Genomic DNA, 26,379 nt, shown 5'->3' with positions numbered 1-26,379 from the left:
CCGGATGATGACAATAACCATTGCCGCACATAAGGCATAATCGTGATCTGCTACCATTGCCCATTGCTGGTTTCAATTTATTTGGTGACCCAAAACACCCGCTACTTGATTCTACCTCAAAAAAAATGTTGATACCTGATACTAACTACTTGATACTACTTAATACTTTTTGGAAGAAAAGGAACTGGTAGGATACGGCGTTGCTCCAGTAGGGCCATTCGTGTTTGCCGGGGCGTTCGGTGTATTCATGAGGCGTTCCGTTGGCTAATAACAGCTGGTGCAGTTCGCGGTTGGGCTTAATCATGATATCGTCAAACCCGCAATCAAAAATCAGCTTCACATCGTTGGCTTTCATTTTATCGGCCAGCCCCACGGCAGAATATTCGCGGTACGGGTTGGCGGTATCTTTTGGCAGGCCAAGCAAATGTTCAAAGTTTTTATTGCGCAATTGGGCAAATTCGGCAGGCACGGTCCAGGTGGCGGTATTAACGTTCATTACGCCGCTCATGCTGCCGGCGGCGCAATATAATTCGGGGTGGCGTGCCGATAAATACATGGCGCCGTGGCCACCCATGGATAGGCCGGCTATCACCCTCCCCTTCCTGTTTTTTATAGTGCGGTAAGTACCGTCTATTTTTGCTATTAGTTCTTTGGTGATAAAGGTTTCGTACTGGCTGCCTTTATCAAGGGGGCTGTCAAAATAGTAGCTCATCAGCCCGGCATCGGGCGTAACAATAATAAAATTATACTGGTCGGCAAGTTTGTGCAGCAGCAGCTTATCGTCGGTTTTTGATAGCCAATCGCGATAATTGCCCTGGCCGCCATGCAGCAGGTAAATCACCGGGTAGTTTTGTTGTGTGGTTTTGTATGATTGCGGTAGCACCACAGCCGCTTTAACCGTTTTTTGCATTACCTGGCTTTTAACATCCAGGGTATCTACAACCGCGGCAAAACTGTTAAAGCAGCAAAACATTGCGCAAATAAACATGATGGAAAACAACACATATTTTTTCATAGATGAACCTGTTAAAGGTTGATTTTTTTGATAATTTGAAACAGGCCTCGCCCGCCTGTTCCTGGTCATATTGGTTTACCGGCCCTTTTTGCCCGATGCGTAAATATAACCAAATACCATTTACATTTAACACCATACCGCCGCTTTGGCGCAATTGAAAGGCTGGGTTATTTAATAAGTATAAAGCGTTAAAATAAATTGCCGGCTAAGCACAGTTTTATATAAATTAGTAAGCAGGAAACCATACTTAATGATTTCTATAAACTTTACCAACTTGAAAAAGTCATTACTCCTGTTTGCCGCTTTATTATGCCTTTGCCTGGGTGCATTTGCCCAATCAAAAAACACTTATGTAAAAATAGAAACGCCGCAGGGATGGTGTGTTGTAAAATTGTACAACCAAACGCCGGTGCACCGCGATAATTTTATTAAACTGGTTAAAAGCCATTATTTTGATGCCACCACCCTTAACCGGATACTGAAGGGTTTTGTGATACAGGGCGGCGACCCGGATTCGTTATATGATAAAGGACGCACCTTAAAGCCCGAAATGAAATGGATAACGCCCGAATTCGTGGCCGGTTTATACCATCGCCGGGGAGTGGTAGCCATGGGCCGGGATGCCAACAAAACCGAATCATCATACACCACCCAGTTTTACATTGTAGACGGCCGTACCTGGACCAACGACGAACTGGATGCCATCGAAAAAAAGTACAACACCCACTTTACCGAAGCACAGCGCAACACATACCGCTCCGTTGGCGGAACGCCTTTTCTTGATGGGCACTATACCGTTTTTGGCGAAATAGTAAAAGGCATTGAACTGATAGACCAGGTAACCGCAGTAACCGTTGACAAAAACGGCAACCCCGCCACACCCGTTTGGATGAAACTGACTGTGCTTAAGCCGCAAGAGGTTGCAAAAACTTTAAAATAGGGTTAGCGAAGTTACCAAGCGGCAATTTTTTATTACTATTATTATATTACTATTCATCAGTTTCGTCGTCATCATCCGAAGAGAACCACTTTGCGTTCATTTGTATCAAAAAGCCCCTGTCGGTTACAGGAAACCCCGACGCTGAACCTATCACTGCATCCATTGCGCATAAAGGGCACCATGCTGTCTCTCCTGCTGAATTTTCTTGATCAGTCCATTCCAGTATTCCATCGGGATAAAAAATCCCCAGGCAATAAAAACATCCGCAAATGTCACTCTGCTCTATTTGGGTTTTATGAAAAATAGAAGCCCGGTGTGCTTGCTGTAAATATTCAGGATCATAGATAACCATCGATTATATGTTAGTCATGTTCAAATATGTGTGTGAAGAGAAATTATTGAACACGATTATAGTCCTTTTCAACCCTTGTTACTTTTCCAATTCAATTTTTATTTCGCCGCCGGCTGGCACAGTGGCTGTTGCTATTTTATATCCTTGTTTGAAAGCCGATATATCCATAGCCGGGCACCCGAACACGCCGCCAGATATAGCCGACAATTTAAACTCTCCTGTAGAATCTGTTTTCATTTCCCTTTCGCTGCCGTGTTCTTTCCTTACCAGAACATCAGCGATGGGTTTATCTGTTACTTTATCAACAACCACACCCTTAACCTGCTGAACACAATCGCACGAAGACAAAAACACGATCCCAAAAAACAAAATTGAAACTTTATGCCAAATATCATATTTCATACCCAAATATAAACCAAAAAAAGGCGCCATGCCCAAGCACAACACCTTTAACCTTTCGCCTCCAATAGGCTAAGCCGATATCGCATTTATAATATCGTACTGCGTAATTATCTCAATTTTGCCGTCTTCGCTTTCAACCAATACGGCAATGTTATCTTTATTGATCATACCCGAGATACGGTCGATAGATGTATTCAGATCAACAAACGGAAACGGCGCGGTGGTAATATTTTTAACCGGCTGCGATTTGATGGATGGGTTCTCTAACAGCGAATTCAGGATATCGCTTTCCGTTATCTTGCCTATTACCATACCTTTTTGGGTAACCGGGATTTGCGAGATATTGAGCGACTTGATGGTGTTGATAGCTTCCAGTACCGATTTTTCGCAGTCGATGGTGATAATTTCCTGCACGTCTTTTTTACCGATGATATCGCGGGCGGTAAGTTTGCCGTCTTTCAGGAAGCCACGGTCGCGCAGCCAGTCATCGTTATACATTTTGCCCAGGTAGCGGGTGCCATGGTCGGGAAAAATGATCACCACTACATCGCCTTCTTTAAACATATCCTTCATCTGAATCACCCCGGCCACGGCCGATCCGGTGGAGTTACCGGCAAAGATGCCTTCCTTGCGGGCAACCTCGCGGGTCATCAGGGCGGCGTCTTTATCTGTTACTTTTTCAAAATGGTCTATCAGGCTAAAATCAACGTTTTGCGGTAAAAAGTCTTCGCCAATACCCTCGGTGATGTAAGGATAAATTTCGTTTTTGTCAAAATCGCCGGTCTCCTTGTATTTTTTAAATACCGAGCCGTAGGTATCAATGCCCAGCACCTTGATGTTGGGGTTCATTTCTTTAAGGTAACGCGCTGTACCAGATATGGTACCTCCGGTACCTACACCAGCCACCAGGTGCGTAACCTTACCCTCGGTTTGCTCCCAAATTTCGGGGCCGGTTTGCTCGTAGTGCGCCTGCGAGTTGCTCAGGTTATCGTACTGGTTGGGTTTCCATGAGTTGGGCACCTCGCGCTCCAGGCGCGACGATACCGAGTAATATGACCGCGGATCTTCGGGCTCTACATTGGTAGGGCAAACAATAACCTCGGCACCAAAGGCACGCAGGGCATCAAACTTTTCTTTTGATTGTTTATCGGTACTGGTAAAAATGCACTTGTAGCCTTTTATCACCGCCGCAATAGCCAGGCCCATACCGGTATTGCCCGATGTACCTTCAATAATGGTACCGCCGGGTTTAAGCTTCCCGCTTTTTTCGGCATCCTCAATCATTTTAAGGGCCATGCGGTCCTTGATGGAATTACCAGGATTGGTTGTTTCAATTTTGGCCAAAACCGTCGCAGGGATGTCCTTTGTTACTTTATTCAACCTAACCAGCGGCGTATTGCCAATGGTATCTAATATATTATTATGCCACATAAATTCAATATCTACTAACCCGGTGTACTAAGCGGGATTACGCCTCAAAAATAGTTTTTATAAACTGAACTTTCTTTATGGAAAAGTAAATAGATGTGCATCATGTGGGAGTAGTGAGTTTTGAGTGATAAGTTATGAGCATTGAGTTAAAAAAGTTAGCTTATTCCCTTCCAACTTAGGCCCCAAGACTTCCGACTTAGAACTTAAGACTTTAATTTCACCACTATGTTATCACGCTATAAAAAAACATTACTGCTTATCGTCATTTCGGGCTTCGTTTGGGGCCATTTATTTGCACAAAAACTGCTTACACCCAGCAGGCAAAGCAGTTATTATACTTACATCTATAAAATTACACCGGCCGATGTGCTGCTGTTTTATAAATATTCGGATAAACACCCGGATGAGAGGATATTACAGCATCCGGTCGATTCGTTTAAAACTGATGATAGCTGGAAAAACAACCTTCCGCCGGGTAACTATTTAAAGGTTTATGCCGAAAAAAATAAGTTGAAGTACAAACTGATTGAAAATCGGTCGGCTTATTTAAAAGTGATGCGTAATAATTACGACCTAAGCTTTACCCTTACCGATAACAATGGGAATGCTATTAAAAACGCGGTTGTTACTTCAGGAGGCAGTACCATCAGCGCGGATCAGCTAACCGGGCTTTATCATACCAAACCGCGTGCAATAACATTGATAAAAGTTGACTACGCCGGGGTAAGCAATTACTTTGAGCTTAAACAGGGCCAAAGCTATAGCCTTCCGTTTTTAAGCCGCCGTTGGTTTTCGTCCAAATGGTACAGGCTTAAAATGAGGTTTAAAAAAGACGAGGATAACAATGAAGATAAATACCGGCAGCGCCTATATGAAAATGAAAAATACACCGGCTTTATTGCCTTTAATAAGCCATTATACAAGCCGCTGGATACCGTAAAATTAAAGGCATTTATTATCGACAGGAAATCAAAAAATGCAATTAATGATAAACGCCTGCTGGTACGCATACAAAAAGACTATGACGACAATGGCAAAATATTAGGCTACGTTGACGCCTACCGAAAGGGTGGCTTTGAATACAGTTTTGCCTTAACAGACAGCCTGGACCTGGACCTTGACAGAGAATACTTTATAACACTGGAAGACCCCGCAAGTGCCAAATACGATCCCGATAAAAATAACGATAAGGATGAAGACAAGATTTTGGCAATGCGTAAAGTTTTTATGGCGGGCAAATTTAGCTACGAGGAGTATGAACTTAAATCGACTACTTTTAGCGTACGTACTGATAAAAACGAGCATGAGCCAAGCAACCCGGTTTCTATTTACATGAAGGCAACTGATGAAAACGACCTTTCGATACCCGATGGGCGTGTGGCGATAAAACTGATAACCGGAAGCGTACCGCGGTTTAAAGCAGAAAAAATATTTGTGCCCGATACGTTATGGACACAACAAATAAAGCTTGACGCTGTTGGCGAAACCAAAGTAACCCTACCCGATTCTATATTTCCGAAGGCCGATATTAATTATCATATGCAGGCGGAACTGCTAAGCTCGGATAATGAACGTCACGCTCAAACCGAATATTTTAATTTTAAATGCAACAATTACAAATTGAAGTACGAGCACGCAGGTGATTCATTGAAGATCACGTCGCTGTTTTTAGGTAAAGTGGCCAGTTTGCCCGCTTGCATAAACGCAATAAGCTTTACCGGCGATACAGTTTCCCGGCTAAACGTTACTTTGCCTGCCACCGTTATTGTTAACCCAAATATCCGGTCGTACTTTGTTAAAGCCGATAGTGCGGCGCTTGATATAAAGGTATGGCAATTACCTGCCGATCTTAATTTTTCCGGTCTCCAAACCGCCGATTCGTTATTGATTAAGGTGAACAACCCGCACCATATCCATTTTTGGTACTGGTTGCTTAATAACAATAACAAGCAGGTTGATGCCGGCGAAGGCAACAATCTTGATTACAAAAAGAGACATACCGATAAAGACCCGGTTGTTTTTGTGATAAGCTACGTTTGGGGCGGAGAGAACCGATATACGGGGCTGGCCATTCCCTTTAAGGATAAATTACTGGATATTAAAGTAAAACAGCCCGTAACCGTTTATCCGGGACAGCAGGTTAAAACCGAAATTGAAGTTAAAGACGTAGCCGGCAAACCTGTAGCAGGTGTTGATATCACTGCATGGGCGCTTACCCGAAAGTTTCCGAATTACAATGCGCCGTTTGTGCCATACCTGGGCAAGGCATATAAAAACATGGTAACAAAGCCATTTGCCAATTTAAGCAATATTGAAAAAGAGGGCTGGTTACCGCTTAACTGGCAGCGCTGGAGCAGGGAAATAGGCCTGGACAGCATTGCATATTTTCAGTTTACGCATCCTGTCACTACCTATAAAATACAGGAACCGGCACCCGATAGCCTAACGCAAATAGCGCCTTTTATAGTAAAAAACGGCGATGTTGTACCGGTGCACATCCTTTATATTGATGGCATACCCGTTTATTTTAGCCAGGCGCAGCAACTGCAGCGCTATAGTTTTGCGGTAACGCCGGGCTACCATAACCTGCGCTTCCGTACGTTTGATAATATCATCAGGCTTAATAATGTGGTTGTTGATAAGGGCAAAAAAATGATATTGAGCATAAACGCCGATACCCTTATCAATAAAACCGCTGTGTTTGAAAAAGCCACAGATACGCTATCCAGGTACGAGGCCGATGTGCTAAACAAACACATGATAAGGGTAGTAAATAATTGGGGCGCAAAAATGGCCAGCCTTGAACAGGATTCCCAGGTACTGCTGCTAAACCCTGGCGTAAATAGCAGCGAGGGTAGCGAAATACTGGCAGGTCCCTTGGCAAACAATATAGCGAATTTTAAAATAAACGGAGAAGCCGCCCGGTCATTTGTTGCCGAGCCTGGTTACTCCTACCTTTTTGAGCCCGGCCTTTTAAAACAAAAAAGTATCAACAGCCCATATCCTTTCGACCGGCAAACATTCAGGGGGGCAACTGTAGAAGATTACACACAGTACGCGCTGACCAAATCCGAAACCGAAAGGATATGGTTGCGCTACCTCGACCTGCGCAGCCAAACCATGCATCTTTTCCAGAATAACGCCCCTGTTGGCGATAAGCTGGGCGCATTGTCTATTAACATTACGAAAAAAAACGGGACAATACCATTCATAAAAAATGTAATTATTTACAAAGATGGCGATCCGGATTTCATGAATATTTACGAAGGTAACATAACTGATTTTGGAAAATTGGCGGCAGGCAGTTACAGGATATTTTTCCTGCTCGAAAAAAATACTTACTTTATTAAAAACAACGTCGAAGTAAAACCATATGGCCGCAATTTTTACCAGGTAGCTATTATTCCGCAAAAACAGGATTCGGTAAGTATCAGGATCAATGATGTTATCAATAACAGGCCCGGCCCCTACAGCTATCAGGATTATAGCACCAACAGTGATGCCTTAAAGCTGAAGGAAGCCTTTAACAGTAAATACATTGACGAAAACAACTTTAAAAATATGATGTACGGCCGCGTGGTGGCCCAGGATGATGGACTGCCGCTTATGGGCTGTACCGTAAAAGTAAAAGGGATGCCGTCTGGCGTATTAACCGATATTAATGGCATGTTTGTTATTAAGGTGCCCAACACCGGCACACTATTGTTTAATTACATCGGATACCAACCTTTGGAAATGACTATACACCCGGCAACAGTTGTACAAGCCGTGCTACAGTCAACTAATTCGCAACTTAATGAGGTTGTAGTAGTTGGCTATGGCGTACAACGCAGGAAAAGTGTAACGAGTTCTGTTTCTGTTGTTTCTGCTTTGTCAATGAAGGAAATCAGTATAAGGGGTATCGCATCTTTGGATAATGGAAAACCGTTGATTGTGGTTGACGGTGTTGTTGTAGAAAGCATGGATGGCATAGATGCAAATATGATAGGTAGTATAAATACATTAAAAGATGCTGCTGCCAGGGCTGTATACGGCCAGCGCGCAGCAAACGGGGTTATTATAATTACCACCAAAAAGAAAACCGGTGATGCAACCGGCGATGGTACCCAACAAAGCACAGAACAAACGCTGCGTAAAAACTTCTCTGATTACGCGTACTGGCAGCCCAAATTAACAACCGATGCACAAGGCCAAGCGAGTTTTACAGCTACATTCCCCGATGATATTACCAACTGGCGCACATTTGTTGTTGGGATAAATAACCAGCAGCAATCCGGCTATGCCGACGGGCAGATCAAATCATTCAAACCCATCAGTGCCAATTTCATTGCCCCGCAATTTGCAGTAGCCGGCGATGAGATGAAACTGATAGGCAAAGTAATGAACTACAATACCGATGCCGTTAACCTTACCCGCACATTCACTTATAACGGCAAACAGGTAAAACAGGACGCGATAACAGTTAACAACTCTAAAATAGATACCCTGGGCATAACTGCTTCGGCTACCGACAGCCTCAATTTTGAATATACCATAAAACGCGATAATGGTTATTTTGATGGCGAACGCCGTAAGGTGCCTGTTATAAAACAGGGTATTGAAGAAACCAAAGGGATATTTAACGCTTTAAATGGCGATACTACGGTTAACCTAAAATTCGACCCGGCAATGGGGCCGGTTACTTTCCGGGCCGAGGCCTCGGTACTGCCAACCCTGGCCGAAGAAACCCGCAAGCTACGCGAATACAAATACCTGTGCAACGAACAACTGGCCTCAAAATTAAAAGGCTTGTTAGCAGAAAAACGGATCAAAAAATTCCTGGGCGAGGATTTTAAATACGAGAAAAACATTAAAGATGTAATTAAAAAGCTGCAGGAAAACCGCCGGTCCAACGGCACCTGGGGCTGGTGGAAAGATACCGACGAAGAACTTTGGATAAGCCTGCATGCGGTAGGAGCTTTGCTGGATGCCCAAAAAGAAGGTTATATAATTCAGCTGGATAAACAAAAACTAACCGACTACTTGATTTATCAATTAGAAAGCTATCGCGGGGCTGATAAGCTCACCTGCCTGGAGCTGCTCCACAAACTGGAAGCAAAAGCAGACTATCAAAAATATGTGGATGTTGTTGAAAAGGAAAACAAAGCTTTCAAACTAAAAACCGGCATCCCGCTATCTGCTTATGATAAATTAAGACTGATGCTCGTGAAGCAGGAAACTGGCTTACCTGTTAAGCTGGATAGTTTGTATGCCCGCCAGCACCGCACTCTATTTGGCAATATTTACTGGGGCGATGACAGCTACCGTTTCTTCGATAATTCCATCCAGCTAAGTATATTGGCCTACCATATCATTAAAGCCGAGGGCAAACACCCCGAATTACTGCGCAGGATACAAGGCTACTTTTTAGAACAGCGCAGCCACGGCGAATGGCGCAACACCTATGAATCTGCCTTGATACTGGAAACCATTCTTCCAGATCTTTTGGTTACCGATAAGCAGGTTAAACCATCGGCCATCACTATAAAAGGATTAACCACGCAAACAATTGCGGCATTTCCTTACTCGGCCAAATTCAATCCACAGGATATGAGCGTTAGCAAAATCGGCAGCTTACCTGTATACATCACCGGCTCGCAAAAATTCTGGAACAGCAGCCCCCAAAAGGTAAACAAGGAGTTTACTGTAGATACCTGGTTTGAGCGCCAGGAAAAGAAACTCGTCAGCCTGAAAGGCGGCGAAGTTATACAACTAAAGGCTGAAGTAACCGCCAAAGGCGATGCTGATTTTGTAATGATTGAAATCCCCATCCCGGCAGGTTGCTCTTACGAAAGTAAAGAGCAACCCTGGAGTAACAATGAAGTTCACAGGGAATACTTTAAGGAAAAGGTAAGCATATTTTGCCGCAAGCTTAAACAAGGCAAATATACTTTCACCGTAAACCTCATCCCCCGTTATGATGGTAAATACACGCTAAATCCGGCCAAGGCCGAGATGATGTATTTCCCGGTGTTTTACGGGCGTGAAGGGATGAAACAGGTAGTTGTGGGTAAATAAGCACACCCGGCTTCCACCCGTCATTGCGAGGCACGAAGCAATCTCCTACAAGCTAATCAACTTGTCTTATCGGGGATTGCTTCGTACCTCGCAATGACGATCTTTTAATGGATCAGGTTAAAATTTCAAATGCTTAACCGTTAGCCCATTGTTGATCAACTGCTTCAACGACTCGATACCAATTTTCAGATGCGTTTCTACGTATTGTTCGCTTACCACAGAGTCGCTCTCCGCTGTTTTAACTCCTTCGGGTATCATCGGCTGATCTGATACCAGCAGCAGTGCTCCAGTAGGAATCTTGTTGGCAAAACCTGTGGTGAAAATGGTGGCGGTTTCCATATCTACTGCCATGGCGCGTAAATCTTTCAGGTATTTTTTAAACACTTTATCGTGCTCCCAAACGCGGCGGTTGGTGGTGTAGCAGGTGCCTGTCCAGTAATCGCGGCTAAAATCACGGATGGTGGTTGATATGGCTTTTTGCAGGGCAAATGACGGCAATGCAGGCACTTCGGCAGGCATATAGTCGTTAGATGTACCCTCGCCCCTGATTGCTGCAATGGGCAGTATAAGCTCGCCTACAGCGATCCTCTTTTTTAAACCTCCGCACTTTCCTAAAAATATCACCGCTTTAGGGTGTATGGCGGTAAGCAAATCCATTACAGTTGCCGCAACAGAGCTACCCATACCAAAGTTAATAATGGTAATGCCATTGGCGGTAACACTTTGCATGGGTTTCTCGAGGCCCATTATCGGCGCGTCATCATTCCACTGGCTAAATAGTTGAATATATTTTGAGAAATTGGTAAGGATAATGTAATCGCCAAAAGCCTCCAGCGGGCGGCCTGTATAGCGTGGCAGCCAGTTGGCCACAATTGCCTCTTTTGTCTTCAGCCCCGATTTTACGGGCGACTGCACTTCTTTAACTACCGGTGCATCGGTAGGGTTCTTTTTTGCATTTAATTCTTCGTTCATATTAAATAATTTTTTGTTTTAACCAGCAATGGCAGCCTGGTGGGGCTGCCTTATTAGTTTGCAGTTATCTGTTTGCAGTGCGCAGTTGCCTGTTTGCAGTTTACAGTTAAATTTATTTATCAGGCAGCTACTTGCAAACTGCCAACTGAAAACTGCGAACTGAAACCGCCAGATACAACAAACCCCGGCGTTTCACCAGGGTCTGCGTTATTTTAGTAAAGATAGCTTCGGAGATTTACCTGCAGGTTAAGCTACTTTTAATTTTTTCAGATCCGATTTTTCAAATTTCTCATGAGCGTAATCCAGCGTGATGTGCAGGCGTTTCACATCTTTTTTCGACGGAAACTCAAACATCGCATCTATCATAATCGCTTCACAAATTGAGCGTAAGCCCCTTGCCCCCAACTTAAATTCCATTGCCTTATCAACAATAAATTCCAGCACTTCATCTTCAAAGTCCAGCTTCACCCCTTCGTATTCAAACAGTTTTTTGTATTGTTTTAGTAACGAGTTTTTAGGTTCAGTTAGTATGTTGCGCAGGGCAGCTCTGTCAAGCGGGTTCAGGTAAGTTAATATAGGCAAACGGCCAATTAACTCGGGTATCAGGCCAAATGATTTCAAATCCTGCGGGGTGATGTATTTGTACAGATTTTTCATATCTATCTCGCCATCGTCGCGCTTTAATTTATAACCAACTGTTTGGGTACGCAGGCGGTTAGCTATTTTCCGGTCTATGCCGTCAAACGCGCCACCACATATAAACAGGATGTTGCTGGTATTCACCGTAATCATTTTTTGATCTGGGTGTTTACGGCCGCCTTGTGGCGGTACGTTTACCATAGTACCTTCCAATATCTTTAACAAAGCCTGTTGCACACCTTCTCCGGATACATCGCGGGTTATAGAAGCATTGTCGCTTTTACGGGCAATTTTATCAACCTCGTCAATGTATACAATACCTTTTTCGGCAAGGGTTACATCATAATCGGCAGCCTGTAATAAACGGGTCAGGATACTTTCCACATCTTCACCTACGTAACCTGCTTCAGTCAGTACAGTAGCATCGCAAATACAAAACGGTACGTTTAATATTTTTGCCATGGTTTTGGCAAGCAGTGTTTTACCTGTACCTGTTTCGCCAACCATAATGATGTTTGATTTTTCAATCTCAACCTCATCCTTATCAATACGCTGGTTAAGGCGCTTGTAATGATTATATACGGCTACTGATAATATCTTTTTGGCATCATCCTGACCAATTACATATTGATCGAGGTGAGTTTTGATTTCGTACGGTTTAAGCAAGGCAGGCGCCAGCGGCGATGACTTTACTTTACGTACCTTTAACTCCTCAGCTAATATTTCATTAGCCTGGTTAACGCACTTATCACAGATATGAGCGTCGAGCCCCGCAATCAACATCAGGGAATCCTGTTTACCGGCACCGCAAAATGAGCACCTGATTTCCTTACTGTTTTTATTCATCTGATTCGTTTACTTAATCAAAATTAGTTATTTAGAGCGAGAAAACAAAGTTTTAAGTCTTAAGTCAGTAGCCTTAAGTCTAAATTTCAGTTACCAATAACTTCTGACTTTAGACTTAAGACTGCGGACTTATTACTTATTTCCCTTTATTTCCTCTTAAAATTTCATCTACCATTCCAAATTCTTTGGCTTCTTCGGCAATCATCCAGTAATCACGGTCTGATGCATCCCATACTTTTTCGAATGACGCACCGCTATGATCGGCAATTATCTGGTACAATTCTTTTTTCAGTTTAGTGATCTCATGGTAGGTGATCTCAATATCTGATTGCTGACCTTGCGCACCGCCCGATGGCTGGTGAATCATTACCCTTGCGTGTGGTAACGCTGCCCTTTTACCTTCGGTACCAGCTACTAATAATACAGCGCCCATTGAAGCGGCCATACCTGTACAAATAGTTGCTACATCATTTGAAATGAACTGCATGGTATCATAAATCCCTAAACCGGCATAAACCGAACCACCAGGTGAATTGATATAAATCTGGATATCGCGTTTAGCATCGGCCGATTGCAGGAATAGCAATTGAGCCTGAATAATGTTTGCAATATTTTCATAAATCGCATCGCCAAGGAAAATGATGCGGTCCATCATCAAACGCGAGAACACGTCCATTTGGGCAACGTTAAGCTGGCGTTCTTCAATAATGTAAGGCGTCATGCCGGTTGGTACCGTGGTAGCAATGCCCTGCGGCATGCGGCGGCTATCAAAATTTCCAAGATATTTATCTACAAAGAGGCTGTTAATACGGTGGTGTTTAACAGCGTATTTTCTGAATTCATTTTTATCGATATTATTACTCATGGTGTTTGTGTATGTTTTATTTTTAGGATGCAGGCATTTTACCTGCGGATAAATATAGTTTTTAGTTGAATACAATTTTAGGAAGATAGTTTGTATAAAGTAAAAATTATTTGGGCGGTGAAGGGAGTCGAGAAGTCGGAAAGTCCGGAAGTCCGAAAGTTGTTGAATACTTCTTCACTTAAACCCTTATTACTTCCCCGTCTTCCGGACTTTACTAACTTCCGGACTTTCTAACTTCCAACCTTCCTTATACACCAAAAGCAACCTTGTGAGTTGCTTTTGGTGATAATATATTTTCTTAAAGTCTCCCCTTCCGGGGGAGATTTAGAGGGGGCTTATTTTTCGGAAACCAATTTATTAAAATCAGTAAACAGGATGTCTTGTTTATCTAAAGTGATCACACTTTTAATATAATCAAACACCTTTAGTGCTTTTACTTCTTCGAATATTTTGTTAGCATTCTCTTTATTTTGCAGGTATTGTACGGTGTATTGCGCCAACTGATCTTCAGGGATAGCCTGTGGGCTGTACATTCTGAATTGCTGATCTAACCTAACTTTTGCAAGCGCGAAAACCTCATCGTATTTAATTTCGATTTTGTTATCGGTAATTATTTTGTTTTCAATCAAAGTCCATTTAAGGTTTTGAGCAAAATCGTTATAACCGCCTTCCAGCTCTTCGGTAGTCAGTTTTTCGTTGGTAGCTTTTAGCCAGCGCTTCAGGAAATCGTCAGGTAAATTAAAGTCAACTTTAGCAATGCTTGCTTTGTAGATATCGTCCTGCAATTTGCGTTCGCTATCCTGCACCATCATTGTTTCAAGTTCTTCGGTAATCTTAGCCGTAAATTCCGCTTCGGTTGTTACTACACCTTCACCAAATAATTTGTCAAAGAACTCCTGATTTAAATCGCCTTCTTCTAACCGGTTAACGTTTTTAACAGTTAGCTGGAAGTTTGATTTTAAATCGGCCGCTTCGTCTTCTTCTATCTTTAATAAACCGGCTACCTTGGCTGCGTCGTTATCATAAGCTTTTTGAATATCAAACGTCAATACATCGCCCTTTTTTAAACCTATTAATGAAGCTTTAATGGCTTCGTCTTTAATTTGGTCTAAACGTACAGATGCTGTATTGCTTATTCCACCCTCAAAAACACTACCATCCGGAGAAAGCTGGACTAATTCGCTGTAAAGAACGTCATCGTCTGCCGATACGTCAGGATTTGTCATTTTGCCATAGCTACGGCGAATATTTTTGATACGTGAAGCTAATGTTTCGTCATCAACTTTAATTACGTATTGGGTAACGTTATCTTTTGATGAAAAATCAATGTTAAATTCAGGAGCTAAACCAAGTTCATAATTAAACTCAAAATTATCGGCAAAATCCCAGTTATATTCTTTTTCGTTATCAGTTTTTGGCAAAGGCTGGCCTAATACACGCAGGTCCTGCTCTTCAATATATTTGGTTAAAGTATCCTGTAACAAGTTATTGATCTCATCAACCAAAATACTTTTACCGTACATTTTTTTTATATGTGATGCTGGCACCATGCCCGGGCGAAAACCTGGTAATTTTGCTTTTTTCGCGTTTTCTTTTATCGCTTTATCAACACGTGGCTGATAATCGGCAGGATCGATATTGATCTTAACAACTGCATTCAGGGCATCTACTTTTTCCTGTGTAATATTCATCTTTTTACCGGGTATTTTAATTGATCCATTGAAATGTAGGCCGAAAATAACTTGCGGACTATACAAATTTCGAGGCGCAAAAGTATGAATTTATTTTTAATTAAAACTCCTGCATACATAAAGCTTTTGTTCGTCACCGACGATTTTTCATTTGCGCTATTTTATTTATCCCAACTACCATATAAGTATAGAACCGCACAAAAACACGCACATGACCGGGAGTTTCAGCCTGAATCCGTTGCGCAACTTTACTTCTCATATCCTCTTACTTCGCCACAAATTTCACAAACTGGTTTTTAACCGGTTTAATGGTTTTAACAAAGGCATAAATAGCTTCCAGGTCGCTTGTTTTTAAGCCGGCGTATTTGTACCATGGCATAATGCTTTGGTATTCATGTGGTTTAACACCAGCCGGCCCTTTGGTGGTATCGGCATAAACCTTAAAGCGATTTACAAATTGCTCTTTTGTCCAGCTGCCCAAGCCGGTTTCTTTATCGGATGTGATATTTGACGATTTTACGGCACCATAACCCGGTATCACAAATTCGCGCCCCCCGGCATATTCAAGGCCTGGTATTATTTTGCCTTTATCCACCTGGCTGTGGCATTCCATACAGGCCGCCGAAGTAACCAGGTATTCGCCATACTTCAACGTATCCTTTTCATCAGGGCGTGTGCCTAAACCTGCCTTTTGCGGCATGGTATGTACCAAAATATTCAACGGAAAATCGAGTTTACTTTTGGGGTAATCTGCTTTTATTGGCTTAAGCGAGCGGATATAAGCTATGATACTGTAAAGATCTTCACGATCCATTTTGGAGTAATACGGCCAGGGCATCAGCGGGAAGATGGCCGAACCATCTTTTCTTACCCCTGCGGTAATAGCGCGAAACAACTCGCCATCTGTCCATCCGCCCAAATTATATGGCGTAATATTGGGCACATCTACATTGCCGGGGAAACCTACAGCGGCGGTAAACTTTTCGCCGCCTTTACCCGCGGTACCCTCCAGCATGGGGCCGGCAAATTTCGTCCAGTCTCTGGTGGAGTGGCAATCCATGCACAGGGTTACATGGTTGGCCAGGTATTTGCCACGCTCAATACGTTGGGGCGTGGCTTCTACTTTAATGTCTTCGGGTTTGCCCACATCAGGTAAAGCAAGCGTAATATATGATACGCCTGCTACAACAATTAAGATAACAACTATTACAACGTAGGCTGTGTATTTTAAAAACTTTTTCATGATAAGATAGTGGTAGGTATTTCAACTTAACATTGGCATCAATCAACTTTTTTTATGCTTGATGCGCCGGATTTATCGTTGTTTACCGTTGCAGGCGAACCTTTATATTCAATTTCGGCTGCGCCGCTGGAGTGCACATTCAACGTTTTTAACACATTGATTTTGCAGTTGCTCACACCTGAAGTATTAATTTCATAATCGCCGACAACAAAATCAAATCCGTTTATCTTGGTAGCTCCGCTCGATTCTACGTTATGCGATGCTGCCTGCCCCTTCAGGTTTAATTCGCTCATGCCGCTTCCCTCGGTTTTTACGTTGGCCGCGTTCAGGTCCAGGTTAACCTTTGTAGCGCCCGATAAGTCGAATTTAAAATCGCCTGCATTTATTTTCCCGTCTGATGATACTTCAACCGCGCCGGATGCGCCTATTTCTTTCAGGTTATGCACACCAACGGTGATCTCGATATGATCGTCACAAAAAGACTTTCTCGACTTGATGTGCAACTCGCCATTTTCGACAGAGGTTGATACATATTTAAGCAGGTTATCATCGCCGGTGATACTGATTTTTAGCGAACTATCCTGTTTTAAAATTACTTTAAACGCGCCCGCAATATCTACTTTGGTAAACTCCTCGGCCTGGCGGTTTTCGGTTGTCATGTTACCAGAACCACGCACGCAATGAAAGCGGCATGATGAAAATACACCTACAGATACAATAGCAATTAAAGCGGCAATATTCAGGTTAAATTTTTTCATAGTGTTTTGATTTTTTTGACGTTGGTTTCGATTGAGATGTTACATCAAAATTAAAAAAAGCTACCATATTTTAAATGATAGCTTTTCAGAATATATGATGGACTTTTGCAAAAGTTACTGATGCTTATATAATTACAAACCTGCTAACTCGTTTTCGTTTTTGGCAGATGTGATACCGTTTAATTTATCGGTATAAGTGCCGGCGATAAAATTGTTATTATTAACGCTTGATTGCAGGTTGTGGTTAAGGGTATAAACCTCTGTTGTGCCTGCAAGTTCAATTTTAGCATTGTTATTAACATTTACGTTGGTGTTGTAGGTATCCAAATCCAATTTAGCGGTAGCGTTGTTGCTCAGGTTAACATCCAGGTCGATGGCAGATAACTTTCCAAATGATTTTACTTCGGCGTTATCATAAGCACTGATGGCCCGCAGGTCATTTGCAGTAACCCAAACCACTAATTTTTCTTTTGTATATGATGCTATTCTCAATACACCTTTTGAGCTTTGTACCAATGCACCAGATGCATAGTATTTGTTGTAAACCTTAACCTGATCGGCAGTACCGGCAGAAACATAAAGCTCAACATTACCGCGAACTTCAATTTTATTGATGTTGCTTACATCTGTCAATACGGTAGCAACATTTTGAGTATTTTTGGTAGATGCAAAAGTTGTGTTTGATAAACCAGCTACTAAAACTAATGAAGCGGCGATGGTTAATAATGTAGTTTTCATAATATTAATATTTTGATTGTCAAGTAATTGTATTGTGTCATTTTTAAATACACCAATAAGACGCCCCCGTTTTTAAAACGTTACAGCGGTTTTGGCTCATTTAGATGTACACCCGGTTTTTATCGGCGAACGCAGTGAAATCATCGGTGAACGGAGGAAATATTTTTAGAAAGTATCAGGGATAGTATCAAGTCGTGTTGCTATCATTCAAATCAAGGATGGACTGACCAATCTTCGCAGCAGTCTTGATACTTGCTACTAACTACCTGATACTAAACCTCAATACACCAACACCACATACCCCGATCGTACAGCGCTGCCATCTTTCAAGTCAATAATGTAATAATAGGTACCGGCAGGGAGGCGCTTGTTTTTATAGGTGCCATCCCATGGGCGGGCGTAGCCGGTGGATGTGAAAAGCCTTTGGCCATAGCGGTTAAATATGTTTACCGTACAGGCAGCAAACTGATCCAGGTGCTGAATATTCCATACATCGTTTACACCGTCATGATTGGGGCTGATAGCGTTGGGGATCAGCACATCAAGCGGCAGCACTTTTATAATAACACTATCGATAGCCGTGCAGGTGCTTTGGTTTTGCACCAGCAAGGTGTATTTGGTGGTTTGGGTTGGAGTGGCTATCGGGTTAAGTATGCCGGGATTATCAAGCCCGGTGGCCGGGCTCCATTGCGTGTTCAATATATCGCCGCTTACGGTGGCTTTTAACTGGGTGGCATCGCCCTGGTGAATGGTTACATTGGGGCCTGCATCAACTACGGGTTGTGGTAAAAGCGTTGCTGTAATTGCATTGCTTGTTGCTGTGGGTATAGTAAGGCACAGGTTGTGTGGGGTTACGCGGCAGGTAACTATATCGCCGGTTGTAAGGCTATTGGTAGTAAATGTGAAGCTGTTTGTACCTGCATCGGCACCATTTACCTGCCATTGAAGTGTAGGCCCATTGCCCCCATTAAACACGCTTGCTGTAAAGGTTACCGGGTTGCCCGGGCAAACGTTGCCGGTTAACTGGCTTATACTTATGGAGGGTACCACCGGCGTAATAAAGCTTACGTGGATGCTGCCGCCGCTGCAACTGGCCACCCCATTGGTGGCCATTACGGTGTAAGTTGTTGGCTGCGATGGCGCAACGGTAATAGACGGCGAAGTTTCGCCGGTAGACCATTTTAGCGCTACAGGCGTTTTCTCGACGGTGGCGCCAATGATGAACAGGCGCTGACCATTGCCGCCATGATCATTTACTACAATACTATCTATCCGTGTTGGTGAGGGCATTTGGATGCGCACATTATCAAGCCGGTTTTGGCCGTTAGGCGATAGCCAGGCGTTGGTTGTGGTTACGTTATTGATTTGGTTGGTAAACTGGGCGGCGTTAAAATCGCGGATATCCTGATCGCCTATAAGGTCTTTTTTGTATACTTCGGCACCATTGGCCCAAAAGCTTACGCTTACATATGACGCAGGGCCGGGCACGCCAAAATAAGTATTGGCCAGCAGGTTAATGGCTACGGCACCATCCTCATTAACAGGAATAAAAAGTTTACGCGGATCGGGGCCGGTAGCGTTGCTTGCATTCCAGCCGGTAAAGTTATCGCTCCAGGGGTACAGGATGTACGGAACGCCGTTGAAAGTAACATTGCCGGTGGGGCAATTGACAAACTGATGCCCGAAAGTATTGGTTGAGATGTTGAAATTGAATTGGTTCGAAAAATCGACCGGTTTAAATTTGGCATACGCCGCCCCGGAAACGTCGGCCTGGAGCAGCATGGTACTGCCCGGGCAAATGGCCGTATCATGCTGCACAATAGTGGGCGGCGACAGGATGGTCATGGTAAGCGCGTTGCTATTGGTAGTACTAACCGTGCCGTTAGGGCCGGGCGTAGTTACACGACATTGCACCACATCGCCGTTAACAAGCGTACTGCTGGTAAATTTATTTTGGTTGGCACCCACGTTAACCCCATTTACCTGCCATTGGTAGGCTGGTGCCGCGCCCAGATTAGCGGCAACTGCCGTAAAGGCTATAGGTTGCCCAACGCAGCCACTTGTTGGCTGCGAGCCGATGGTGACCAGTTGCGCACTGGCTTTTTGAGCAAACACCAATTGGAATATACAAAATAAAACCAGCCAAAGGCGATGCTTTGCCCGTAACCATTTTTTTAATAATACGGTTGATAATAAAGGTTTCATTGTTGGCTGGCCGAAAGATACGGATAGATTTGAGATGTGAGATATGAGATATGAGATTTGAGACAAAGGTATGTTAGGAGCTCTTGTACGTCAAAAAACACATGCCGATCGGATTGCAGGGGCTGTATTGCCTGGCGAAAAAAAAAGATCCAGCCAAATGACCGGATCTTTTCAAAATATTTAAAAAGTTGCAAACTTATTTCACTACCGTAAATTTATACAGCGACTGGGTTTTATACGTTTGCCCGGGCTTAAGCTCAGTTGACGGAAACTGCGGCTGATTTGGCGAATCGGGGTAATGTTGCGTTTCCATAGCAAATGAGGTACGGAATTCATCTTTAATACCGCGTTTCATAGCGTTTTTAGCTTGCATAAAGTTGCCGCTGTAAAACTGCATGGCTGGTTCTTCGGTGTAAACTTCCATTTTAATCCCGCTTTTATCACCAATTACAGTAGCAATCGGGGTGCTTAAATCATGTTTGTTAAGCACAAAATTATGGTCATAACCTTTACCATTTTTTAGTTGCACATTATCGTCATTAATGCGTTTGCCGATGGTTTCAGGTTTGGTAAAATCAAACGGCGTGCCTTTCACGGGCTCAATTTTACCTGTAGGGATTAAACCGGCATCAACAGGGGTATAATTATCAGCGTCAATTTGTACTAAATGATTAAGTATGGTGCCGCTGCCTTCGCCGTTAAGGTTAAAAAATGCATGGTTGGTTAAATTTACTACAGTTGTTTTATCGGTATGGGCTTCGTACACGCATTTAAATTCGTTATTGTCGGTAAGGCTGTAAACCACCTTCACGGTAAGATTGCCGGGAAAACCTTCTTCCATGTCTTTTGACAGGTAGGTAAGTTCCAGCGTTGTCGAATCAATTTGTTTGGCGTCCCAAACTACGCTTTGGTAACCGTTTTTACCGCCATGCAGCGTGTTTGGCGGATTATTGATAGACGATTGGTAATCTTTGCCATCAATTTTAAAATGACCTTTAGCAATACGGTTACCAAAACGGCCGATGGTAGCGCCATAATAAGGCTCGGTTGATTTCTCGAAACCTTCTACACTTTCATAGCCTAAAACCACATCGGTAAGCTTACCATCCTTATTGGGCACCAGCAGGCTTACTATACGACCGCCGTAATTGGTAAAAGTAGCGGTAACGCCGTTTTTGTTTTTAAGGGTGTAAAGGTGAGTTTGTTTACCATTGATGGTTGATTCAAATGCAGCAGCGAATGATTTGGTGCTATCCGTTTTGGTGCTATCTGTCATACTGTTTTTCTGTTGGGTTGTTGGTTGATTACAAGCCGCCAAAGATAGGCAGGCCGGTATCATAATTGATGATAGATTTTTAAATAAATGATTCATAAATAGGTTTATATTAGTTGGTTTAAAAATAGCTTTTTTTACCTACCCTTTCACTTTATAGTGAATTTCGCTCAATCCGCGCAGTTTTTCGGCCGCATATTCGGCAGTTATATCGCGTTGAGGATTAGCCAGCATCTCGTACCCAACCATAAACTTTTTAACCGTTGCCGAACGCAGCAGCGGCGGATAAAAGTGCATGTGCCAGTGCCAGTAAGGATGCTCGCCCATGTTAACCGGCGATTGGTGCATCCCCGCGGAATAAGGGAACGAGGTTTCGAACATATTATCATATCTCACCGTAAGCCTTTTAATAGCATCGGCAAGAGCATCTTTTTCATCATCAGTAAAATACAGAATGCTTGTAACGTGCCTTTTGCTAATAATCATGGTTTCATAAGGCCAAACCGCCCAAAACGGCACAAGTACCGCAAAATGATCATTTTCGAAAATTACACGCTCAGCACGCTTCAGCTCAAGCGCCAGGTAATCGCCAAGCAGGCTGCGGCCTTTTTGCTCAAAGTGTTTTTTTTGCTGCTGCGTTTCTTTGGCAACCTCAACAGGGATACTATTTTGCGCCCATATCTGGCCATGAGGATGCGGGTTGCTGCACCCCATTATATCGCCTTTATTTTCAAATATCTGTATGTGTTTTATCCACGGATATGTTGCAAGGTTTTCAAACTCAGATTGCCATACATCTACCACTTTACGAATTTCGGCGGTCTCCATTTGCGGCAACGTAAGGTCATGACGTGGCGAAAAGCTGATAACGCGGCAAATGCCTTTCTGGCTGTTGGCCACCAGTAGCTCATCATCGTTAAGGCCGCCATCGGGTGTATTTAATAGCAGGGATGAGTAATCATTGGTAAATACAAAGCTGCCTTTATAGTCGGGATTTTCGCTGCCATCGGCCCGTTTGTTAGTTGGGCAAAGGTAACATTGGGGGTCGTAAGCAGGGCGGTCGTTTGCTTGGGTGGCTTCCACTTTACCTTGCCATGGCCGTTTGGTACGGTGTGGCGATACCAGGATCCAATCGCCGGTTAAAATATTTAAACGACTGTGCGGATGCTCTTTAAGATCGAAATTATTAGTCTCCATTGTGTTATTTGTACAGGTTTTATTGGCTTATGGCAATTGGTAATTGCTTTTGATTTTTCAAAAGTAGAAAAATAAATGTAAACCATACATTTAAAATAAAAAAGATTAATTGCTTACTGCCCGGCTAACGGAAGGATAGGCTTTTAAACCCTCTGTTAAAACGTGTTACACAAAAAAAGCGATGACCTATAAGGCGCATCGCTTTCAAACTAATATTAAAACGATTATTTAGCTGCTACAGCTTTTTTCTTTACGGTTGCAACAGCCTTTGCTGTTTTAGTTGCGGCTGCTTTCTTAGCGCTGGCAACGGAATCTTTAGCTTTGGCCGAGATGTCTTTTGCTTTTGCTTCGGCCTTGGATTTTATATCGGCAGCTTCTTTTTTGGCAACAGCGGTTTCGGTTTTTGCTTTGGCGGTAATATTTTTTGCTTTCTCACTTGCCTGTTCTTTTACTTTGGCTACCGCAGTTTTCGCCTTGTCGGCAGCTTCAGTGGCTTTTTTTGCCACTACAGTTTTTGCAGCCACGGTTTTCCGGGTGGTGGTTGCTTTTTTTGTGGCTACCTTTTCTTTAATATCTTCCAGCTTATCCGCTGCGGCTTCTTTTACATCTTCGGCTGTATCTTTGGTACCTTCCCACAAATGTTCAATTGTTTCTTTAACCTTCTCAAAAAATCCCTTTTCTTCAGGTTCGGTTTTGTTAGTGCTCATGTTGTTTTACAGTTAGATTGTTGATTAACAATAAACAAATACTATTCCATCGTTAATCTATCTAAGTAAGTGGCCTTATTTTAAGTTTATTGTACTTTTTTAAGGCCATATTACAATATCATTTGACTATTGTTAAACACCTCTTTCAGGTAGTTGTTATTTAAAAAATTGACGACAGGCGTGTTATCATTATTATAAACCGTATTTTTGTCGGCTATATATAAAATATGAAGTTTCCGAAATTCGCCGACCTGATACTATTTGAGAATGATGATGTGATTGTGGTTAACAAACCTCCTTTTTTGAGTTCGCTAGATGAGCGCGAAGGTGGCGAGGTAAATTTATTAAGATTGGCCAAAGGATATTGGGAGGATGCACAAATTTGTCATCGCCTGGACAAAGAAACTTCGGGTGCGCTCATTATTGCCAAAAACCCGGAAGCTTACCGGATGGTATCTATGCAGTTTGAAAAACGGCAGGTAAAAAAGGTGTACCACGCCATTATTGATGGTACCCATACTTTTGACAATTTACTTATTGACCTGCCGATATTAAATGTAGGCAAAGGAAACGTAACCATTAGCAGACAGGAAGGCAAACGAGCCGAAACCTGGTTTCAATCGTTAAGATACTTTAAGCATTATACTTTGGTGGAGTGCCGCCCCGTTACCGGTCGTATGCACCAGATAAGGATTCACCTGGCTACCCAACGGGCCTCAATAGCCGGCGATGAAATGTACAAAGGTGAGCCGGTATTTTTATCTAAAATAAAAAGGAAATATCATTTAGGAAAAGACCAGGAGGAATTACCAATCATGAAACGCTTCGCATTGCACGCTTACGAGGTTACCTTCAAAATAAACCTTGAGACAGAAGTCACTATACATGCCCCCTATCCCAAGGATTTTGAAACGCTGTTAAAATTGTTAGAAAAATTTGATAGTTAATTTTTCTATTTTAACAGCAAACGGGGTAATTATTTCTTTTGAGTAGTAGTATCTTTAGCAGCAACAAATCGTTGAGTTGTTGTGTCTCTTTTACTGCTAATTGCCAATTCCTTTTTTGTTGTGCTTTTAGAAGGCACAGGAGCCGCATTTTCTTTTTTACAGGAGAAATAGCCTGTGGCAACAATTACCAAACATAAAAACGTAATTTTTTTCATAATTTTAAAACAATTGGACAATAATAGTCAAAATAAATGTGTTAATCAAATAATTCTACAAAACCGCATTGTATATGGTCTATCCTAATTCACTAATTTGCAATATTTCATCATAGTTAACCTAATAATCACCTCCCTCCTGATTTTGAGCGAAATACGCGACAATACTTATCATAATATATTTCCTCATAAACAAATCATTATACGTTACCCCACACACAAAGGTTTAAACATTACGATGAATTCATGACAATAACACTTTTGAATGAATTACAAGTTTAATTTTATTTTTAGCAAGCGTATTTTTATCCTAAATTACCTGCACTTTGAAAACACTCCGCTTTACTATATTAATTTTATTGACGTGCTCACTAAAAGCGAGTTCTGCGCAAACCAGCGTAAAAAAGGATAGCCTGGTTGATTACGTTTTGCTGAAAGATCAGCAGAAACGTGAAGACAAAGTAATCAGATATATCAAGGGATTCTTTCAAAATGCGCCATTAAGCCAACTTGTTGACAAAAAAAAGGCCATCACCGATACCTTTGTAAAATATAATTTGGAACAGCGGGAGTCCATTTTATATTTCATGGAAAGTATATATCAAAGAAGGCTTGAGAAACTCCAGGAATCACAAAATGCCTTGGTAAGGGCTATCGACGAGGCTCACAAAAGCAGCGATCATTTGCTTCTTTTTGATTACTTCACCCATCTTGCGTTTGTACAAACCGACGAAGGAAACGCGATTGGAGCAGTATCCAGTTATGGATTAGCCAAAAACGAGGTAAAAAATTTAAACGATCCTTATTTAGAGGCAGTGTTAAATGTTAATATATCTGATATATATTATAAAAGTGGCTTATATAGCCAATCGCTGTCCTACCTTAACCAGGCCCAACGGTTAATTGACGATAATAAGATCAACCGTTTAAACATTTTAAGTTTGATCACTTATAATAAAGCCGAAAATTATTTCAGAACTCAAAACTACGATTCGTTAAAGGTGTGCCACGAGAAACTCTTCGGCCCCAAAAACCGGACATACAAATTACACACTTACCAAAAACGCACCGGCTATTATCTCACTTTGTTAAAACGCGACTACAAGGGCGCTATAAAACAAATTAACGACCTATTAAGAGACAGCCTTTATGTGAAAGGCGACCTGGAGGGGCAAATGCTTGCCGACGCCTATTTTAGCAACGGCCAAACAGATTCGGCCCGGTATATGATTGAGAAACAACTTAACCTGCCATCTCAAAAAAATCACCCCGAAATAAGATATCACCTGTACGAAGTACTTGGAAAAATTGCGGAACGCAACAATGACGAAAAACTCGCTGCCGAAAATTTCAAACTGGCGCTGGGCGAGTTAAAACAAAACATCGATAATCTTTTGCAGGTGGGTGATAAATCATCGCAATTAAAAATAAATGAAGTACAAAGCCTTTATTATGTAAACCTGCTTAGGTATGAACGTGAGCGTTTATGGATGATATTTGCCATTGCGCTTGCTGTTTTAGCAGTTATTGTTGTTGCTATTTTTTACCGCAGCAGCAGGCAAAAACGCCATTATGAACAGCTATTGTTTGCAGCCAAAAAGCAAGAACTGGCCACAATCAATTCGCACGAAGTACGCAAGCACCTATCGAATATATTGGGCCTGCTTGACCTGGTTAAGGACATAGAAACCAAAGAAGAACTGCTTAAAATACGCAAACATTTACTTTACTCGGCCGAGGAATTGGACAAAAACGTTAAAAACGTTTCAGAAAAGCTTAGCGAAATGGATTGATCTTCCGAATGGATCAACACAATTAAAGTTTTTTAATTATTTCTGTTTACAAATGTGCCCTATTTTGCATTTTTTTTAAAATACCTTATGGTT

The 26,379-nt window shown here is 42.4% G+C and carries 20 protein-coding genes; 4 read left to right on the top strand and 16 right to left on the bottom strand.

What is annotated here, in order from left to right; translation table 11 throughout:
• Positions 1-145: 145 nt before the first annotated feature.
• A complete protein-coding gene (locus FSB76_RS27130; RefSeq protein ID WP_147059046.1) occupies positions 146-1,015 on the bottom strand; it encodes an alpha/beta hydrolase in 870 nt (289 codons plus the stop codon).
• A 274-nt stretch (positions 1,016-1,289) separates the two neighbouring features.
• Here FSB76_RS27130 and FSB76_RS27125 point away from each other — a divergent pair, with 274 nt between their 5' ends.
• Positions 1,290-1,955 (top strand): peptidylprolyl isomerase, encoded by a 666-nt coding sequence (locus FSB76_RS27125; RefSeq protein WP_225976328.1) that lies wholly within the window; start codon positions 1,290-1,292, stop codon positions 1,953-1,955.
• A 150-nt stretch (positions 1,956-2,105) separates the two neighbouring features.
• Here the strand turns inward: FSB76_RS27125 and FSB76_RS32760 are convergent, their stop codons facing one another.
• The 3 genes from FSB76_RS32760 to FSB76_RS27110 all read right to left on the bottom strand — a co-directional run bounded on the left by FSB76_RS32760 (position 2,106) and on the right by FSB76_RS27110 (position 4,140).
• Positions 2,106-2,231, bottom strand: a complete 126-nt coding sequence (locus FSB76_RS32760) for a hypothetical protein (RefSeq protein WP_262713489.1) — start codon at positions 2,229-2,231, stop codon at positions 2,106-2,108.
• 154 nt (positions 2,232-2,385) lie between these two features.
• Complete coding sequence (locus FSB76_RS27115; RefSeq protein ID WP_147059040.1) at positions 2,386-2,709, bottom strand: carboxypeptidase-like regulatory domain-containing protein; 324 nt, start codon at positions 2,707-2,709, stop codon at positions 2,386-2,388.
• Between the two features lie 69 nt (positions 2,710-2,778).
• Positions 2,779-4,140, bottom strand: coding sequence for a pyridoxal-phosphate dependent enzyme (locus FSB76_RS27110; protein ID WP_147059038.1), 1,362 nt, complete (start codon positions 4,138-4,140; stop codon positions 2,779-2,781).
• Positions 4,141-4,365: 225 nt separating this feature from the next.
• Between FSB76_RS27110 and FSB76_RS27105 the strand changes: the two genes are divergently transcribed.
• On the top strand, positions 4,366-10,197 hold the full coding sequence (locus tag FSB76_RS27105) for an alpha-2-macroglobulin family protein (protein WP_147059036.1): 5,832 nt from the start codon (positions 4,366-4,368) through the stop codon (positions 10,195-10,197).
• A 117-nt stretch (positions 10,198-10,314) separates the two neighbouring features.
• Here FSB76_RS27105 and FSB76_RS27100 read toward each other — a convergent pair whose 3' ends face one another.
• The 11 genes from FSB76_RS27100 to FSB76_RS27050 form a co-directional block, all read right to left on the bottom strand.
• Complete coding sequence (locus FSB76_RS27100) at positions 10,315-11,169, bottom strand: AMP nucleosidase (protein WP_147059034.1); 855 nt, start codon at positions 11,167-11,169, stop codon at positions 10,315-10,317.
• A 246-nt stretch (positions 11,170-11,415) separates the two neighbouring features.
• Entirely contained in the window at positions 11,416-12,654 is a 1,239-nt protein-coding gene (gene clpX, locus FSB76_RS27095; RefSeq protein ID WP_147059032.1) for an ATP-dependent Clp protease ATP-binding subunit ClpX, read from the bottom strand.
• A gap of 136 nt (positions 12,655-12,790) precedes the next feature.
• On the bottom strand, positions 12,791-13,519 hold the full coding sequence (locus tag FSB76_RS27090) for an ATP-dependent Clp protease proteolytic subunit (RefSeq protein WP_090649479.1): 729 nt from the start codon (positions 13,517-13,519) through the stop codon (positions 12,791-12,793).
• Between the two features lie 335 nt (positions 13,520-13,854).
• Positions 13,855-15,210 (bottom strand): trigger factor, encoded by a 1,356-nt coding sequence (gene tig, locus FSB76_RS27085; protein WP_147059030.1) that lies wholly within the window; start codon positions 15,208-15,210, stop codon positions 13,855-13,857.
• A 265-nt stretch (positions 15,211-15,475) separates the two neighbouring features.
• Complete coding sequence (locus FSB76_RS27080) at positions 15,476-16,453, bottom strand: c-type cytochrome (RefSeq protein ID WP_147059028.1); 978 nt, start codon at positions 16,451-16,453, stop codon at positions 15,476-15,478.
• A gap of 38 nt (positions 16,454-16,491) precedes the next feature.
• The gene (locus FSB76_RS27075; RefSeq protein ID WP_147059026.1) at positions 16,492-17,211 is read right to left on the bottom strand and encodes a head GIN domain-containing protein; all 720 of its coding nucleotides are present in this window, start codon (positions 17,209-17,211) and stop codon (positions 16,492-16,494) included.
• A gap of 132 nt (positions 17,212-17,343) precedes the next feature.
• Positions 17,344-17,949, bottom strand: coding sequence for a GIN domain-containing protein (locus FSB76_RS27070; protein ID WP_147059024.1), 606 nt, complete (start codon positions 17,947-17,949; stop codon positions 17,344-17,346).
• Positions 17,950-18,228: 279 nt separating this feature from the next.
• On the bottom strand, positions 18,229-20,154 hold the full coding sequence (locus FSB76_RS27065; RefSeq protein WP_147059022.1) for a gliding motility-associated C-terminal domain-containing protein: 1,926 nt from the start codon (positions 20,152-20,154) through the stop codon (positions 18,229-18,231).
• A gap of 196 nt (positions 20,155-20,350) precedes the next feature.
• Positions 20,351-21,430 (bottom strand): aldose epimerase family protein, encoded by a 1,080-nt coding sequence (locus FSB76_RS27060; protein WP_225976327.1) that lies wholly within the window; start codon positions 21,428-21,430, stop codon positions 20,351-20,353.
• Positions 21,431-21,568: 138 nt separating this feature from the next.
• Positions 21,569-22,624, bottom strand: a complete 1,056-nt coding sequence (locus FSB76_RS27055) for a UDP-glucose--hexose-1-phosphate uridylyltransferase (RefSeq protein ID WP_147059018.1) — start codon at positions 22,622-22,624, stop codon at positions 21,569-21,571.
• A gap of 224 nt (positions 22,625-22,848) precedes the next feature.
• Positions 22,849-23,331 carry a hypothetical protein gene (locus FSB76_RS27050; protein ID WP_147059016.1) on the bottom strand — a complete coding sequence of 161 codons (483 nt, stop codon included), beginning with the start codon at positions 23,329-23,331 and terminating at the stop codon, positions 22,849-22,851.
• A 227-nt stretch (positions 23,332-23,558) separates the two neighbouring features.
• Here FSB76_RS27050 and FSB76_RS27045 point away from each other — a divergent pair, with 227 nt between their 5' ends.
• Positions 23,559-24,278: an RluA family pseudouridine synthase gene (locus FSB76_RS27045; RefSeq protein WP_147059014.1), complete on the top strand. Its 720-nt coding sequence runs from the start codon at positions 23,559-23,561 to the stop codon at positions 24,276-24,278.
• Positions 24,279-24,307: 29 nt separating this feature from the next.
• Here the strand turns inward: FSB76_RS27045 and FSB76_RS27040 are convergent, their stop codons facing one another.
• Positions 24,308-24,493, bottom strand: a complete 186-nt coding sequence (locus FSB76_RS27040) for a hypothetical protein (RefSeq protein ID WP_147059013.1) — start codon at positions 24,491-24,493, stop codon at positions 24,308-24,310.
• A gap of 326 nt (positions 24,494-24,819) precedes the next feature.
• Here FSB76_RS27040 and FSB76_RS27035 point away from each other — a divergent pair, with 326 nt between their 5' ends.
• Positions 24,820-26,286 (top strand): hypothetical protein, encoded by a 1,467-nt coding sequence (locus tag FSB76_RS27035; RefSeq protein WP_147059011.1) that lies wholly within the window; start codon positions 24,820-24,822, stop codon positions 26,284-26,286.
• Positions 26,287-26,379 lie beyond the last annotated feature (93 nt).

Source organism: Mucilaginibacter ginsenosidivorax, assembly GCF_007971525.1.
Classification (GTDB): domain Bacteria; phylum Bacteroidota; class Bacteroidia; order Sphingobacteriales; family Sphingobacteriaceae; genus Mucilaginibacter; species Mucilaginibacter ginsenosidivorax.
Note: the sequence above shows the minus strand (reverse complement) of the source record. Positions and strands in the feature narration are given on the sequence as shown.

What these genes read in the sequence shown, in the direction of transcription:
- FSB76_RS27065 (WP_147059022.1), bottom strand. Translation starts at nt 20,154, where the DNA reads ATGAAACCTTTATTATCAACCGTATTATTAAAAAAATGGTTACGGGCA.
- FSB76_RS27045 (WP_147059014.1), top strand. Translation starts at nt 23,559, where the DNA reads ATGAAGTTTCCGAAATTCGCCGACCTGATACTATTTGAGAATGATGAT.
- FSB76_RS27050 (WP_147059016.1), bottom strand. Translation starts at nt 23,331, where the DNA reads ATGAGCACTAACAAAACCGAACCTGAAGAAAAGGGATTTTTTGAGAAG.
- FSB76_RS27080 (WP_147059028.1), bottom strand. Translation starts at nt 16,453, where the DNA reads ATGAAAAAGTTTTTAAAATACACAGCCTACGTTGTAATAGTTGTTATC.
- FSB76_RS27090 (WP_090649479.1), bottom strand. Translation starts at nt 13,519, where the DNA reads ATGAGTAATAATATCGATAAAAATGAATTCAGAAAATACGCTGTTAAA.
- clpX (WP_147059032.1), bottom strand. Translation starts at nt 12,654, where the DNA reads ATGAATAAAAACAGTAAGGAAATCAGGTGCTCATTTTGCGGTGCCGGT.
- FSB76_RS27115 (WP_147059040.1), bottom strand. Translation starts at nt 2,709, where the DNA reads ATGAAATATGATATTTGGCATAAAGTTTCAATTTTGTTTTTTGGGATC.
- FSB76_RS27060 (WP_225976327.1), bottom strand. Translation starts at nt 21,430, where the DNA reads ATGACAGATAGCACCAAAACGGATAGCACCAAATCATTCGCTGCTGCA.
- FSB76_RS27075 (WP_147059026.1), bottom strand. Translation starts at nt 17,211, where the DNA reads ATGAAAAAATTTAACCTGAATATTGCCGCTTTAATTGCTATTGTATCT.
- FSB76_RS27070 (WP_147059024.1), bottom strand. Translation starts at nt 17,949, where the DNA reads ATGAAAACTACATTATTAACCATCGCCGCTTCATTAGTTTTAGTAGCT.
- FSB76_RS27040 (WP_147059013.1), bottom strand. Translation starts at nt 24,493, where the DNA reads ATGAAAAAAATTACGTTTTTATGTTTGGTAATTGTTGCCACAGGCTAT.
- tig (WP_147059030.1), bottom strand. Translation starts at nt 15,210, where the DNA reads ATGAATATTACACAGGAAAAAGTAGATGCCCTGAATGCAGTTGTTAAG.
- FSB76_RS27110 (WP_147059038.1), bottom strand. Translation starts at nt 4,140, where the DNA reads ATGTGGCATAATAATATATTAGATACCATTGGCAATACGCCGCTGGTT.
- FSB76_RS27130 (WP_147059046.1), bottom strand. Translation starts at nt 1,015, where the DNA reads ATGAAAAAATATGTGTTGTTTTCCATCATGTTTATTTGCGCAATGTTT.
- FSB76_RS27055 (WP_147059018.1), bottom strand. Translation starts at nt 22,624, where the DNA reads ATGGAGACTAATAATTTCGATCTTAAAGAGCATCCGCACAGTCGTTTA.
- FSB76_RS27100 (WP_147059034.1), bottom strand. Translation starts at nt 11,169, where the DNA reads ATGAACGAAGAATTAAATGCAAAAAAGAACCCTACCGATGCACCGGTA.
- FSB76_RS27105 (WP_147059036.1), top strand. Translation starts at nt 4,366, where the DNA reads ATGTTATCACGCTATAAAAAAACATTACTGCTTATCGTCATTTCGGGC.